The 13,957-nt window shown below is 55.2% G+C and carries 12 protein-coding genes; 7 read left to right on the top strand and 5 right to left on the bottom strand.

What is annotated here, in order from left to right:
- Positions 1 to 134 precede the first annotated feature (134 nt).
- From glmU to IFO68_RS20450, 4 genes are all read left to right on the top strand, one after another.
- A complete protein-coding gene (gene glmU, locus IFO68_RS20465) occupies positions 135 to 1,496 on the top strand; it encodes a bifunctional UDP-N-acetylglucosamine diphosphorylase/glucosamine-1-phosphate N-acetyltransferase GlmU (RefSeq protein ID WP_192017636.1) in 1,362 nt (453 codons plus the stop codon).
- A gap of 168 nt (positions 1,497 to 1,664) precedes the next feature.
- A complete protein-coding gene (locus tag IFO68_RS20460; RefSeq protein WP_192017635.1) occupies positions 1,665 to 2,438 on the top strand; it encodes a DeoR/GlpR family DNA-binding transcription regulator in 774 nt (257 codons plus the stop codon).
- Positions 2,439 to 2,465: 27 nt separating this feature from the next.
- The gene (glmS, locus tag IFO68_RS20455) at positions 2,466 to 4,298 is read left to right on the top strand and encodes a glutamine--fructose-6-phosphate transaminase (isomerizing) (protein ID WP_192017634.1); all 1,833 of its coding nucleotides are present in this window, start codon (positions 2,466 to 2,468) and stop codon (positions 4,296 to 4,298) included.
- Between the two features lie 286 nt (positions 4,299 to 4,584).
- Entirely contained in the window at positions 4,585 to 4,965 is a 381-nt protein-coding gene (locus IFO68_RS20450) for a helix-turn-helix transcriptional regulator (protein WP_027251725.1), read from the top strand.
- Positions 4,966 to 5,073: 108 nt separating this feature from the next.
- Here the strand turns inward: IFO68_RS20450 and ilvA are convergent, their stop codons facing one another.
- From ilvA to ilvG, 5 genes are all read right to left on the bottom strand, one after another.
- Positions 5,074 to 6,627, bottom strand: coding sequence for a threonine ammonia-lyase, biosynthetic (gene ilvA / locus IFO68_RS20445; RefSeq protein WP_192017671.1), 1,554 nt, complete (start codon positions 6,625 to 6,627; stop codon positions 5,074 to 5,076).
- Between the two features lie 5 nt (positions 6,628 to 6,632).
- Positions 6,633 to 8,474, bottom strand: a complete 1,842-nt coding sequence (gene ilvD / locus IFO68_RS20440) for a dihydroxy-acid dehydratase (RefSeq protein ID WP_192017633.1) — start codon at positions 8,472 to 8,474, stop codon at positions 6,633 to 6,635.
- 78 nt (positions 8,475 to 8,552) lie between these two features.
- A complete protein-coding gene (locus IFO68_RS20435) occupies positions 8,553 to 9,485 on the bottom strand; it encodes a branched-chain amino acid transaminase (RefSeq protein ID WP_120513865.1) in 933 nt (310 codons plus the stop codon).
- A 15-nt stretch (positions 9,486 to 9,500) separates the two neighbouring features.
- The gene (gene ilvM, locus IFO68_RS20430) at positions 9,501 to 9,761 is read right to left on the bottom strand and encodes an acetolactate synthase 2 small subunit (RefSeq protein WP_027251721.1); all 261 of its coding nucleotides are present in this window, start codon (positions 9,759 to 9,761) and stop codon (positions 9,501 to 9,503) included.
- On the bottom strand, positions 9,758 to 11,407 hold the full coding sequence (gene ilvG / locus IFO68_RS20425; RefSeq protein WP_192017670.1) for an acetolactate synthase 2 catalytic subunit: 1,650 nt from the start codon (positions 11,405 to 11,407) through the stop codon (positions 9,758 to 9,760). Before ilvG ends, ilvM begins: the two co-directional genes overlap by 4 nt.
- Positions 11,408 to 11,820: 413 nt before the next feature.
- On the opposite strand from ilvG, the gene IFO68_RS20420 reads away from it, so the two are divergent.
- The 3 genes from IFO68_RS20420 to IFO68_RS20410 all read left to right on the top strand — a co-directional run bounded on the left by IFO68_RS20420 (position 11,821) and on the right by IFO68_RS20410 (position 13,937).
- A complete protein-coding gene (locus IFO68_RS20420; RefSeq protein WP_192017632.1) occupies positions 11,821 to 13,347 on the top strand; it encodes a YifB family Mg chelatase-like AAA ATPase in 1,527 nt (508 codons plus the stop codon).
- Positions 13,348 to 13,446: 99 nt separating this feature from the next.
- Entirely contained in the window at positions 13,447 to 13,704 is a 258-nt protein-coding gene (locus IFO68_RS20415; RefSeq protein WP_192017631.1) for a hypothetical protein, read from the top strand.
- Positions 13,704 to 13,937, top strand: a complete 234-nt coding sequence (locus IFO68_RS20410) for a DUF2059 domain-containing protein (protein ID WP_192017630.1) — start codon at positions 13,704 to 13,706, stop codon at positions 13,935 to 13,937. The genes IFO68_RS20415 and IFO68_RS20410 overlap by 1 nt, the downstream gene beginning before the upstream one ends.
- Positions 13,938 to 13,957: the final 20 nt, after the last annotated feature.

The following is a 13,957-nucleotide window of genomic DNA, read 5'->3' as shown; positions in this document are numbered from 1 at the left end:
GGATGAGTTCACAAAGCCGTGGTTTGTCAGTGTATGCTGTGTCAATAATGATCGACAAAGACTTATATCGGATGCAGCGAGCCGATACAATGCATCCAGATATCCACCACATTGATAAGAAGGGACACTGATTCATGAGCTTCAGCGCTGTGATCCTGGCCGCGGGTAAAGGTACCCGCATGTATTCTGCTCTGCCTAAAGTTTTGCATACTCTGGCAGGTAAGCCGATGGTAAAACACGTAATCGATACCTGTAGCGATTTGGGTGCCGCGAATATTCATCTGGTGTATGGCCATGGCGGCGATCTGATGCAGGCGCGTCTGGCGGAAGAATCTGTGAACTGGGTACTTCAGGCTGAGCAGCTTGGTACCGGTCATGCTGTGAATCAGGCATCGGGTGATTTTGGTGATGATGAGCAGGTACTGATTCTCTATGGCGATGTGCCACTGATCAGTGGTGAGACGCTGGAAAAATTACTGGATGCACAGCCAGAAGGCGGCATAGGTCTGCTGACTGTAGTGCTGGATGATCCAACCGGTTATGGCCGCATCGTGCGCGAAGATGATGCTGTCGTCGCCATCGTAGAGCAAAAAGACGCCACGCAGGCACAACAGCAAATTTGTGAGATCAACACAGGTGTAATGGTCGCCAATGGCGGTGATCTCAAGCGCTGGCTGAGCCAGCTGAAAAACGACAATGCGCAGGGTGAATATTATCTGACTGACGTGATTGCCATGGCCCATGCTGAAGGCCGTTATATCCAGGCGGTCCACCCGGCCTTAGCGGTCGAAGTGGAAGGCGTTAACAACCGCCTGCAACTGGCGCGTCTGGAACGTGCTTACCAGAGCCTTCAGGCTGAGCGTTTGCTGGTACAGGGCGTAATGCTGCGTGACCCGGCTCGTTTTGACTTGCGCGGTACCCTGCAATGTGGCCAGGATGTCGAAATTGATGTCAATGTCATCATCGAAGGCCATGTCACCCTGGGTGATAATGTGGTGATCGGTGCGGGTTCGGTGCTGATTGACTGCGAAATCGATGATAATACTCTGGTGCGCCCTTACAGCATTATTGAAGGGGCGACGGTCGGTGAAGACTGTACTGTGGGGCCGTTTACCCGCCTGCGCCCGGGCGCTGAGCTGGTGGGTGATTCCCATGTCGGTAACTTTGTCGAAATGAAGCAGTCCCGTCTCGGTAAAGGCTCTAAGGCCAGCCACCTGACATACCTGGGCGATGCGCAAATCGGTGATCGGGTCAATATCGGCGCCGGAACCATCACCTGCAATTATGACGGTGCGAATAAGTTCCGGACTGAAATCGAAGACGATGTTTTTGTCGGTTCAGATACGCAGCTGATCGCCCCGGTGAAAATTGGTAAGGGTGCCACTATCGGAGCCGGCGCCACCATTAACCGCGATGTGGGTGACGGTGAGTTAGTGATCACTCGCGCCCCGGCCAGGACAATAAAAGGCTGGAAGCGACCGGAAAAGCAAAAATAACCCGGAACGGCTAACAGACAGGCAGCGCTCAGGCGCTGCTTTTTTTTGCCGTAAACTCAGCTTGCCGCACAGCTTATTGGCTGCCATCTTGGTATTTTCTTGATCTTACTTCTTTTGGTTTGCTATATTTGGTTTCAGTTCGAAACTTAAATAATAAGTAAAACTTACATGTCGAAACGAAACACCCAGCAGAGACGCCATGCCATTGTCGCTCTGGTCAATGAACAGGGCGAGGTCAGTGTCGATGCGCTGGCTCAGCAATTTGCTACGTCCGAAGTGACTATCCGTAAAGATCTGGCTGCGCTGGAAAAAGCCGGTCTGCTGCTGCGCCGCTATGGCGGAGCGATTGCCATGCCTTCAGAGATTGTGGCGGCGGGTCATGAACCGGAAGTTTCGATTCGAAAGCAAGCGATCGCCCAGGCTGCCGCGGCCCGTATCCGCGATCATAACCGTATTATCATAGACAGCGGCAGTACCACGGCCGCACTGATTGGCCTGCTGGGTGACAAGCAGGGCCTGATAGTGATGACTAACTCACTCAATGTCGCTAATGCCCTCAATGAGCTGGAAAACGAGCCGACCCTGCTGATGACGGGGGGCACCTGGGATCCGCATTCCGAAGCGTTTCAGGGCCAGGTCGCCGAGTCTGTGCTGCGTTCCTATGATTTTGACCAGCTGTTTATCGGTGCCGACGGCATTGATATCACTCGCGGTACCACTACTTTCAACGAACTGATCGGCCTGAGCCGGGTGATGGCAGAAGTCTCACGGGAAGTGGTGGTGATGGTCGAATCCAGCAAAATCGGACGCAAAATCCCGAATCTTGAACTGCCGTGGAACAGCATCAGCACCCTGATCACCGATCAAGGTCTGGATCCGGTTGCCAGGGCAGAAATCGAACAGCAAGGGGTGCAGGTGATCTGCGCCGCCGTCAAAGTATAAATCTTAATTTTTTCAGGAGTATTTTCTATGTGTGGAATCGTCGGGGCGGTGGCCCAACGCGATGTGGCTGGCATTCTGATTGAAGGTTTGCGCCGGCTGGAATACCGGGGTTACGACTCTGCCGGTGTGGCTGTGGTGGACAGCGACAATGCCCTGCAGCGAGTTCGCCGTCTGGGTAAGGTGCAGGAGCTGGCTGACGCCGTAGCCACCAACCCGCTGTCCGGCGGCACCGGCATTGCCCATACGCGCTGGGCGACACACGGTGAACCTTCCGAAACCAATGCTCACCCCCATGTGTCCGGCGAGCACATCGCGATTGTTCATAACGGCATTATTGAGAATCACGAATCGCTGCGTACTGTGCTCACCGAACGCGGCTATACCTTCGTTTCTCAGACAGATACCGAAGTGATTGCTCACTTGGTGGACTGGGAACTGCGCAGCGCCGACAGCCTGCTGCAAGCGGTGCAGAAGACAGTGTCTCAGCTGGAAGGTGCCTACGGCACTGTGGTGATGGACAGCCGTGATCCGAACCGGATTGTGGTGGCCCGCTCCGGCAGCCCGCTGGTGATCGGCTATGGCGTTGATGAGCATTTTGTTGCCTCAGATCAGCTGGCCCTGCTGCCGGTGACCCGCCGTTTTGCGTTCCTGGAAGAAGGGGATGTTGCGGAAGTGACCCGTTTTGAAGTGAACATCTTCGATAAACAGGGTGAGCCGGTTGAGCGCGAGATCAAAGAATCGGAAGTGTCGCACGATGCCGGTGACAAAGGTCAGTACCGTCATTACATGCTGAAAGAAATCTATGAACAGCCGGTAGCGCTGCAACGTACCATGGAAGGCCGGCTGGCGAATGGTAAAGTGCTGGCATCAGCCTTTGGTGATAACGCCGAAGCCCTGCTGCAGAAAGTGAAACATGTTCAGATCATTGCGTGCGGAACCAGTTATCACGCCGGTCTGGTGGCGCGTTACTGGCTGGAGCAATGGGCGGGTGTATCCTGTAATGTCGAGATTGCCTCTGAGTTCCGTTACCGCAAATCACATGTGTATGAGAACAGTCTGCTGGTCACCCTGTCTCAGTCTGGTGAAACTGCCGATACCCTGGCCGCGCTGCGTCTGGCCAAGGAAATGGGTTACATGGCCAGTCTGACCATCTGCAACGTGCCTGGCTCGTCGCTGGTGCGTGAATCCGACCTGGCCTACATGATGAAAGCCGGGGCGGAAATCGGTGTGGCGTCCACCAAAGCCTTTACCGTGCAGCTGGCCGGTTTGCTGATGCTGGTGGCGGCGATTGGCCGCGGTAAAACCATCGATGATGCGCTGGAAGCCAAGCTGGTGGCGGCACTGCAAAGTCTGCCGGCCAAAATTGAGCAGACGCTGGCGATGGCGGACGACATTGAAGCCCTGGCAGAAGATTTCGCCGACAAGCACCACGCCCTGTTCCTGGGCCGCGGCGAGCAGTCGCCGATTGCCATGGAAGGTGCGCTCAAGCTGAAAGAGATCTCTTATATCCATGCTGAAGCCTATGCTGCGGGTGAGCTGAAACACGGCCCGCTGGCCCTGATTGATGCCGACATGCCTGTGATAGTGGTGGCGCCGAACAACGAGCTGCTGGAAAAACTGAAGTCGAATGTCGAAGAAGTGCGTGCCCGTGGCGGCCTGATGTATGTGTTTGCCGATGTGAATGCCCACTTCGCCAGTGACGACACTATGACAGTGCTGAACGTACCGCATTGCGACGAGTTCATTGCACCTATCCTCTACACCTTGCCGCTGCAGTTACTGTCGTACTATGTGGCGCTGATCAAAGGCACGGATGTTGACCAGCCGCGCAACCTTGCCAAATCGGTGACAGTAGAATAAGACACGGCTGTCTTAGCCCTGAGATAAAGGCGTCAATTGTGGCGCCTTTGTTCGTTTTACCCTTCGCCCCTACTCCCAGCGTCTATGATTTAGTACAGAAGTGACGTTTTTTGTTTGCGAAATCAGATGCTTTGGTTGAATTCTTCCTGTTTTGCGTTGCGCTTTGCAATCCCGAAATGTCGCCTTCTATAACATATTGATATTTTTATAAAAATAATAACACCTGAGTTGGCTGATTTTATGCTGGCCTGTTTGGTCGGAACATATTGCAGTGGTGGAGGTATTGATGACAGATCCTAAAGCGAAGATCGCCTCGCGGATCAAGGAAGCGCGAGAGTGGAAAGGCCTGACTCAGGTACATATGGCTCAGCAACTGGGGGTCGCCCGGCAAACTTATCTGGACCTGGAGACAGGAAAAACCGAGCCTAAAGTGCGTTTGCTGTCGGCGATTTCAGAAATCACTGAGCGGCCGCTGACCTGGTTCGTGTACGGGGATGAAGGATTGGAAATTCTGGAAAGCGAATATAAAGAAGAAATTGACCGCTTGCTCCAGTATTTCAGTCGTCTGCCCCATTCGGCCCGGAATGTGATTTTGCAGCAGAGTATCAATCTGGCCGGTTTCATGGCGGAATACACCCGGGCGCTGACCCAGAAAGATAAATCCTGACGGGAGCGATAAGGGTAGTGAAAAGGATAAAGGTGAAAGAAAACAGCCCCGTTTATACGGGGCTGTGTTTTTCTGGCCGGTTTACTACCGGTTTACTGATCTATTTGCTTACTGGGCGAGGAAGAACTGGTAGGCCGGATTGCCGGTCTCGTCTTTCCATTGGTAACCCAGTTCACGCAGATGGCTGGTGAAGAACAGCAGGTCATGATCTTCGAGTTCAATTCCGCATAGCACACGACCGTAGTCGGCACCGTGGTTACGGTAGTTGAACAGGCTGATGTTCCAGTGGGTACCTAATGTGGTCAGGAATTTCAGCAATGCCCCCGGATATTCCGGAAACTCAAAGCTGTACAGGCGCTCCTGCAGCGGCTTGGACGGGCGGCCGCCAATCATGTAGCGCACATGCACCTTGGCCATTTCATCATCAGACAGATCCACCACAGGATAGCCGCCTTTTCGCAGATCGGTAATGATGCTTTCCAGCTCTTCCTGCCCCTGCAGCAAACGGACACCGACAAAGACATTGGCCAGTGTGTCGTCGTTGTAGCGATAGTTGAACTCAGTGACTGCCCTGCCGCCCAGCAGGTGACAGAAATCGAGAAACGCGCCCGGCCGTTCCGGCACAGTGACGGCCAGCAGACCCTCGCGCTTTTCACCCAGTTCGCAACGTTCAGACACATAGCGCAAGCCGTGAAAGTTCAGGTTGGCACCCGACAAAATCGAAGCCAGCTGCTGACCTTGCAGCTGATGCTGCTCGCTGTATTTCTTCAGACCGGCCAGCGACAGTGCCCCTGACGGCTCGGCGATCGCGCGGGTATCTTCAAAAATGTCTTTTACGGCGGCGCAGATTTCGTCACTGCTGACCGTAATCACATCATCGAGATACTGCTGGCACAGCCGGAAGGTCTCGTCGCCGATCCGCTTCACCGCCACCCCGTCGGCAAACTGGCCAACCTGATCCAGAGTAACCGGCTCACCGGCATCCAGTGCGGCACGCAGGCAGGCGGAATCCTCGGCTTCAACACCTATTACCTTGATTTCCGGCATCAGCTGTTTGAGCAGTACCGACACCCCGGCGGCCAGACCGCCGCCGCCGACAGGCACGAACACATAGTTGAGATGGCCGTTTTGCTGGACCAGCTCAATGCCGATTGTGCCCTGCCCGGCAATCACCGCCGGGTGGTCGAACGGAGGAATAAAGGTGAATTGGTGCTTTTCAGCCAGTTCAATCGCGTACGTTTTGGCTTCATCAAAGTTGCTGCCATGCAGCACCACTTCGCCGCCGAAGCTTTTGACCGCTTCTACTTTGATATCCGGGGTGGTGCGCGGCATGACAATCACAGCTTTGACGTCCAGCTGGCGGGCTGACAATGCCAGACCCTGTGCATGATTGCCCGCTGACGCGGCAATCACACCTGCCTGGCGTTGTGCTGCGGTCAGCTGAGACATCATGTTGTAGGCACCACGAAGTTTGAATGAGTGCACTGGCTGGCGGTCTTCGCGCTTGATCTGGATACGGTTACCCAAACGCTGGGATAACCTTTCCATGTCCTGAAGCGGGGTGACCTGCGCCACCTCGTATACGGGGGCGCGCAGTGTTTCCCTTAAATAGTCAGCGCCGCTGAGAAACTCAGCAGCTCTGGCCTGTGTCACCTCACTCATCATACTTACCCTTCCAGTTTGGATTTATCGCGGACCGCGCCTTTATCGGCACTGGTCGCCAGGTTGGCGTAGGCACGCAGGGCAAAAGAGACGCTGCGCTGACGGTCGATCGGTTTCCAGCCGCGTTGATCGGCGGCGGCACGGCGCTGTGCCAGGGTGGCATCGTCCACATTCAGCTCAATACCGCGGTTAGGGATGTCGATAGTGATCAGATCGCCGTTTTCAATCAGGCCTATGGTGCCGCCATTGGCTGCTTCCGGTGACACGTGGCCGATAGACAGGCCGCTGGTACCGCCGGAGAAACGGCCGTCAGTGATCAGGGCGCACTCTTTACCCAGCCCCATTGATTTGAGGTAAGTGGTCGGATACAGCATTTCCTGCATGCCCGGGCCGCCTTTAGGGCCTTCATAACGAATCACTACCACATCACCGGCTTTGACCTTACCGCCGAGTATGCCTTCAACCGCGGTTTCCTGGCTCTCGAACACCACGGCCGGGCCTTTGAAGGTCAGGCAGCTTTCATCGACGCCTGCGGTTTTCACGATACAGCCGTCGACCGCCATGTTGCCCGACAGCACGGCCAATCCGCCATCCTGACTGAAAGCGTGGGCTTTGTTGCGGATACAGCCGTTCTCGCGATCGTCATCCAAAGTGTCCCAGCGGCAGTCCTGTGAGAAGGCCTGAGTGGTACGGATACCGGCCGGACCGGCGCGGAAGAAGGAAGCGACCTCTTCTGAATCGGTTTGCTTGATGTCGTAGCGGGCCAGCGCTTCTGACAGCGTCATGCCCAGCACGTTGGGAACGTCTGAATGCAGCAGGCCGGCACGGTCCAGCTCACCGAGAATGCCGTACACGCCCCCGGCGCGGTGGACATCTTCCATGTGGTATTTCTGCGTTGACGGCGCCACTTTACACAGGTGAGGCACCCGGCGTGACATGCGGTCGATGTCTTCCATGGTGAAATCGATCTCGCCTTCCTGCGCCGCCGCCAGCAGGTGGAGCACGGTATTGGTTGAGCCGCCCATGGCAATATCCAGTGCCATGGCATTTTCGAAGGCTTTCTTGCTGGCAATGTTGCGCGGCAACACGCTGTCGTCGTCCTGCTCATAATAACGCTTGGTCAGACCGACAATGCGCTGACCGGCGGTGATGAACAGCTCTTTACGATCGGCATGGGTGGCCAGACATGAACCGTTACCCGGCTGACTCAGGCCCAGGGCTTCGGTCAGGCAGTTCATCGAGTTGGCGGTGAACATGCCTGAGCAGGATCCGCAGGTCGGGCAGGCTGAACGCTCGATCTGCTCGCTTTGCTCGTCAGAGACTTTGGGATCGGCGCCCTGGATCATGGCATCGACCAGATCCAGTTTCAGGATCTGATCAGAGAGTTTGGTCTTACCGGCTTCCATCGGGCCGCCTGAGACGAAGATCACCGGAATATTGAGGCGCATGGACGCCATCAGCATGCCCGGGGTGATCTTATCGCAGTTGGAGATACAGACCATGGCGTCGGCACAGTGGGCATTGACCATGTATTCGACCGAGTCGGCAATCAGCTCGCGCGACGGCAGGGAATACAGCATGCCGCCGTGGCCCATGGCAATCCCGTCATCAACGGCAATGGTGTTGAATTCTTTGGCAATCCCACCGGCTTTTTCAATTTCAGCGGCAACCAGCTGACCCAGATCTTTCAGGTGAACATGACCTGGTACGAACTGGGTGAAGGAGTTAACGACAGCGATGATAGGTTTGCCAAAATCTTCATCTTTGACGCCGGTGGCACGCCACAGGGCGCGGGCACCCGCCATATTACGGCCGTGGGTGGTGGTGGCTGAACGGTACTTAGGCATAACGTGAAATTCCTTTTTTGGCCGCCGGTGCCGTAAAGCACCAGCGGGGACATTACTTCTCTTGCTTATAAGTGTGGCTTATTTTGCCGGATATACAGGATCCAGCCAGCCCCACTTGTCTTCAGTCTGGCCGTTGAACAGGCCAAAGAAAGCCGCTTGAATCTTTTCGGTGATCGGGCCGCGTTTGCCTTCGCCGACTGTGATCTGATCAACGCTGCGTACCGGGACGATTTCCGCCGCGGTACCTGTCATGAAGACTTCATCGGCCAGATACAGCGCCTCGCGGGCGATGTTTTCTTCGCGGATCTCATAACCCATGTCTTTGGCCAGCGTCACTATGGCATCGCGGGTAATGCCCGGCAGAATGGCGCTGGTGGCCGGTGGGGTAGAAATCACCCCGTTGCGGATCACAAAGATGTTTTCACCGGCCCCTTCAGAGAGGTAGCCGCGCACATCCAGCGCAATGCCTTCGGCATAACCGTGACGACGGGCTTCACCACCGACTAACAGCGAAGACAGGTAGTTACCGCCCGCTTTGGCAGCAGTCGGAATGGTATTCGGCGCGGCGCGGTTCCAGCTCGACACCATGGCATCGACCCCGTTGGCCAGTGCTTCTTCGCCCAGGTAAGAGCCCCAGGAGAACGCCGCGATGATCAGATCCATTTCCGTACCGTTCGGCGGACAGACACCCAGACCCACGTTAGGCACATAGCCCAGCGGACGGATATAGGCAGAATTGAGTTTGTTGGCGCGCAGGGTTTCGCGGCAGGCTTCCATCAGCTCATCAACAGTGTATGGGATCGGGAAGCGGTAGATCTTGGCAGAATCTTTCAGTCGGGCCATGTGCTCACGGTGACGGAAGACCACAGGTCCGTTTGGCGTCTCGTAGCAGCGAATGCCTTCGAACACGGAAGTACCGTAGTGCATCGCGTGAGTCAGTACGTGTACTTTCGCGTCTGCCCAAGGCACCATGTCGCCATTAAACCAAATGTAATCTGCTGTGTTTGCCATTGTGTAATCCTTTCGTTATGCGCTGATTTGTTGTTTTTGTTGTTGCTCTAAAATGGTGACGCCGTTGACATCCCACAGTTTGTCCAGCTGGTGATAGAGGGCACTGATGGGACGCTCGCTGTCTACCGTGACTTCAATGTCGACGGACTGACAATCTTCACTATGCGCCATTGAAAACTGTTTTACCATGAATCCGCGGTGGCGTGTGATTCTTAGAACACGTTCCAGTAATTCCGGACGGCTGGTGGCTTGGATAGTCAGGGTGTGCTGGGTCATACAGGTTCCTCCATCATGTCGTGGTTGGCACCACCGGGTGGAACCAGCGGCCAGACGTTATCAGCTTCAGAAATGGCAACGTGCAGCAGGTAGGCTGTCTCGCTCGCCAGCAGGGTATCCAGCGCAGGACCGACCTGATCTTTGCGCGTAATGGTCTGGCCCGGGATGCCGAAGGCACTGGCCAGGGTGACGAAATCCGGGTTATCGGACAGGTTGGTTTCGCTGTAGCGGCCATCAAAGAACAGCTCCTGCCACTGACGCACCATGCCCAGACGCTGGTTGTCCAGCAGTACAATCTTGACCGGCAGGCCGAGACGGCGGATGGTGCCCAGTTCCTGCACATTCATCATGAAAGAGCCGTCGCCCGAGACCAGAATAGACTGATCATCCGGGCGCGACAGCTTGGCGCCGATCGCGGCCGGCAGACCAAAGCCCATAGTGCCGAGTCCGGCCGAGGTCAGCAGATTCTGCGGTTGTCTGTGGCTCATATGCTGGGCCACCCACATCTGGTGCTGGCCGACATCTGTGCTGATGACAGTGTTGTCATCCATTTTGTCTGACAGTTGTTTCAGTAGCAGCGGCGCGAAAATACGCTCGCCCGGATGGTCATAACGCCAGCCGTTGTCTGCCATCAGGTGGGTAACGTGTTGTTGCCAGGGCGCCAGCGCCATCGGACGGGCCAGTTGCAGCAGCACCTCATTGATATCGCAGCGCAAAGCGGCATGGGCCTGACGCAGCTTGCCCAGCTCGGCGGTATCGATATCCAGATGGACCACTTTGGCATGAGGCGCGAAGGTATCCAGTTTGCCGGTCACCCTGTCGTCGAAACGGGCGCCGACCGCAATCAGTAAATCGGCTTCCTGTACCGCCAGGTTGGCGGCTTTGGTGCCGTGCATCCCCAGCATGCCCAGGTGGTACGGATAGTTTTTCTCAACACAGCCCAGCCCTTTCAGGGTCGACACTGCCGGCATGTGCGTGATGTCGAGAAACTCGCGCACACTGGCGACGGCATCTGCCAGCTGTACACCGCCACCGACATAAAGAATAGGACGCTGGCTGTCGGCAATAAGCTGCTGAGCCAGAGCAAACTGTGCAGGGTCGGTTTCGGGTAACGCAGGTAATTCATGCAGTGGGGCAAGCGGGTGTTCGATGGCGGCGACTTGTACGTCTTTGGCGATATCCACCAGCACAGGGCCAGGGCGGCCGCTCAGTGCCACTTCAAAGGCCTCGCTCAGTACGGCGGGCAGTTCTGCCGGGTCTGTTACCAGAAAACTGTGCTTGGTGCACGACAGTGACATCCCCAGGACATCGACTTCCTGAAACGCGTCAGTGCCTATCATAGGGCTGGCGACCTGACCTGTGATAGCCACTAACGGGATGGAATCCAGCATGGCGTCGGCCAGTCCGGTGATCAGATTGGTGGCCCCCGGCCCTGAGGTGGCCAGGCAAACGCCTATCCCTTTGCTGGCTCTGGCATAGCCGATAGCGGCGATGGCAGCCCCCTGTTCGTGGCGGCACAGCACATGCTTGACGCCGCCATCGTACAAGGCATCGTAAATTGGCATGATGGCACCGCCCGGATATCCGAAGACTGTGCTCACCCCCTGTTGTTTCAAGGCTTCTACTACTAACTCTGCGCCTGTCATCATGGCTCCCTGTTTCTTGATGACCTCTGCCAGTGCTGCGGTTTATTGGAATAGTGCAGTCTTCTGGCATCAGATATGAAAAAAGCCCCCGGACCTTTCGGTGCGGGGGCTTTTTTAGCGTGTGTTTGCGTATGTGCTATTTTACGCCTGCCAGCCCCCGTCGCGGTGAGATAATCACCACGATGACGTTAATAATGAGGACCAGTAGGTTGACGTTTAATAGCATTGGCTTGTCTGTCCAAAATTCTTGTTTATATGTTGTGCGTCCTTAGTCTTAACACAGACATTCGTCGCATGACAAGAAATTTGTTGTGGTTATTTTCAATCCGCCTTGGATATCTTGCGTACATTATGCTGATAAAACGTATTTATCCAGTGATATGGCAGTTAATTAATTTATTGAGAGGTTGAAAATGACGTTGGCGATAGTTCACAGCAGGGCTTGTGTCGGGGTGGATGCGCCGGCGGTTACGATAGAGGTTCACCTCAGTAATGGCCTGCCGGCGGTCAATCTGGTGGGGTTACCTGAAACCACAGTGAAGGAGGCCAGAGACAGAGTCAGAAGCGCGATAGTGAATGCTAATTTCGAGTTTCCGTCGCGCCGGATCACTGTCAATCTGGCCCCGGCCGATCTGCCCAAAGAGGGCGGGCGCTTTGACTTGCCCATCGCGCTGGGCATTTTGGCCGCATCCGGCCAGATCCCCGACACTAAGCTGCACGATCATGAATTTTTGGGCGAACTGGCCCTGTCTGGCGAGTTACGTTCCATCAAGGGCGCGCTGCCGGCGGCGCTGGCGGCCAAGCAGAAGAATCGCTGCCTGGTGCTGCCCGATGCCAATGGCGATCAGGCGGCGCTGGTGGGCAGAGAGATACACAAATCAGCGGCCAGCTTACTGGCCGTGTGTGCCTACCTGTGTGGTCAGGAAGCGCTGTCGCTGCATTGTCGCGCGCCCGGTCAGGCAGTGCCGATGGTCAATGGCCGCGACATGCAGGACATCATAGGCCAGCAGCAGGGCAAAAGGGCGCTGGAGATCGCCGCGGCAGGCGGTCACAATTTGCTGTTTGTCGGCCCGCCCGGCACCGGCAAGACCATGCTGGCCTCACGGTTGTGCGATTTGCTGCCTGAGATGGATGTCGAGGAAGCACTGGAAACGGCCGCCATTACTTCCCTGACCGCGCAGTCACTCCATGCCGGCAACTGGCGCAACCGTCCGTTTCGCGCCCCGCATCATTCCAGCTCGATGGCAGCGCTGGTGGGCGGCGGCTCCATCCCCCGCCCCGGTGAAATTTCGCTGGCCCATAACGGGATTCTGTTTTTAGATGAAATGCCGGAGTTTGAGCGAAAAGTGCTGGATTCTTTACGTGAACCGCTGGAATCTGGCGAGATCGTGATTTCTCGTGCCACCAGCAAAACCACCTTTCCGGCGCGGTTCCAGCTCATTGGCGCGCTCAATCCCAGCCCGACCGGTTACTACGAAGGCAGCCAGACCCGTACCAATCCGCAGGCGATACTGCGTTATCTGGGGCGTTTGTCCGGCCCGTTGCTGGACCGGTTTGATATGTCTATTGAGATCCCCGCCCTGCCGCGTGGCACTCTGGCACAGGGCGGCGACAGAGGGGAAACCACTGGGGTGATCAAAGAGCGGGTGAAGGAAGCTCGGGGCCGGATGCACAGCCGCGGCGGCAAGATCAACGCCCTGCTGGGTACCCGCGAACTGGACAAGCACTGTGCGCTGACCAAAGCCGACGCCGAGTTTCTCGAAACCGCCCTGCATCAGCTCGGCCTGTCGATCCGCGCCTATCACCGCATCATCAAAGTCGCCCGCACCATCGCAGATCTGGCCGGCAAACCTGAGATCGAACGGGTCCATCTGGCCGAAGCCTTAGGCTACCGCGCCATGGACCGGCTGCTGAAGCAGATCACCAGTCAGGTGGTGTGACTATCAGGGAGAGAATTAACGCTGTGTAAAACAGACTAATTATGGTTAAATTTATATGGTTTTGATTTCATATTGGTATTGATTTGATGAAGTACGTGTTTGTATGGGTTGTTCTTTTTTTTTCCTTTTTCCACATTGGCGGATGATGCTGCTCATATCAGATCTGCTGAAAAGTTAGTTGATGTGCTGAATATTAATGAATCAATAGATGTAACAGTGGAAGGTCTCAGATCTGTAGCCTTAAGCCAATATGCACAGTTTATTGATGTTGATAATGAAGATGAAGCATCGTTAGCGGTTAGTTATAGTTATATGCATAAGCAAGTTTTATCCGAGTTTTATCATTCAAAAAAGTAATGAACTTAATTGTTACGCTTTATAAGGAAGCATTTACAAAAGAGGAACTGGATGAGATTTTTGATTTTTATATGTCCTCTACGGGTAAAAAACTAATCCAAGAACTACCTCGGATACAACAAAAGATGCAGCCAGTGATGATTTCTGAAGTGAAACAACTTCAGCCAGTAACGGATGACCTTATGATCGAGTTTAAGAAAGAATTACAAAGAATGAGAGACAGTAACCGTTAATGCTGTGATAAAAACCACTG

The organism is Photobacterium arenosum, from assembly GCF_014841115.1.
Taxonomy (GTDB): domain Bacteria; phylum Pseudomonadota; class Gammaproteobacteria; order Enterobacterales; family Vibrionaceae; genus Photobacterium; species Photobacterium arenosum.
Note: the sequence above shows the minus strand (reverse complement) of the source record. Positions and strands in the feature narration are given on the sequence as shown.

What these genes read in the sequence shown, in the direction of transcription:
- IFO68_RS20450 (WP_027251725.1), top strand. Translation starts at nt 4,585, where the DNA reads ATGACAGATCCTAAAGCGAAGATCGCCTCGCGGATCAAGGAAGCGCGA.
- IFO68_RS20435 (WP_120513865.1), bottom strand. Translation starts at nt 9,485, where the DNA reads ATGGCAAACACAGCAGATTACATTTGGTTTAATGGCGACATGGTGCCT.
- ilvA (WP_192017671.1), bottom strand. Translation starts at nt 6,627, where the DNA reads ATGAGTGAGGTGACACAGGCCAGAGCTGCTGAGTTTCTCAGCGGCGCT.
- IFO68_RS20420 (WP_192017632.1), top strand. Translation starts at nt 11,821, where the DNA reads ATGACGTTGGCGATAGTTCACAGCAGGGCTTGTGTCGGGGTGGATGCG.
- IFO68_RS20410 (WP_192017630.1), top strand. Translation starts at nt 13,704, where the DNA reads ATGAACTTAATTGTTACGCTTTATAAGGAAGCATTTACAAAAGAGGAA.
- glmS (WP_192017634.1), top strand. Translation starts at nt 2,466, where the DNA reads ATGTGTGGAATCGTCGGGGCGGTGGCCCAACGCGATGTGGCTGGCATT.
- ilvG (WP_192017670.1), bottom strand. Translation starts at nt 11,407, where the DNA reads ATGACAGGCGCAGAGTTAGTAGTAGAAGCCTTGAAACAACAGGGGGTG.
- ilvD (WP_192017633.1), bottom strand. Translation starts at nt 8,474, where the DNA reads ATGCCTAAGTACCGTTCAGCCACCACCACCCACGGCCGTAATATGGCG.
- IFO68_RS20460 (WP_192017635.1), top strand. Translation starts at nt 1,665, where the DNA reads ATGTCGAAACGAAACACCCAGCAGAGACGCCATGCCATTGTCGCTCTG.
- glmU (WP_192017636.1), top strand. Translation starts at nt 135, where the DNA reads ATGAGCTTCAGCGCTGTGATCCTGGCCGCGGGTAAAGGTACCCGCATG.
- ilvM (WP_027251721.1), bottom strand. Translation starts at nt 9,761, where the DNA reads ATGACCCAGCACACCCTGACTATCCAAGCCACCAGCCGTCCGGAATTA.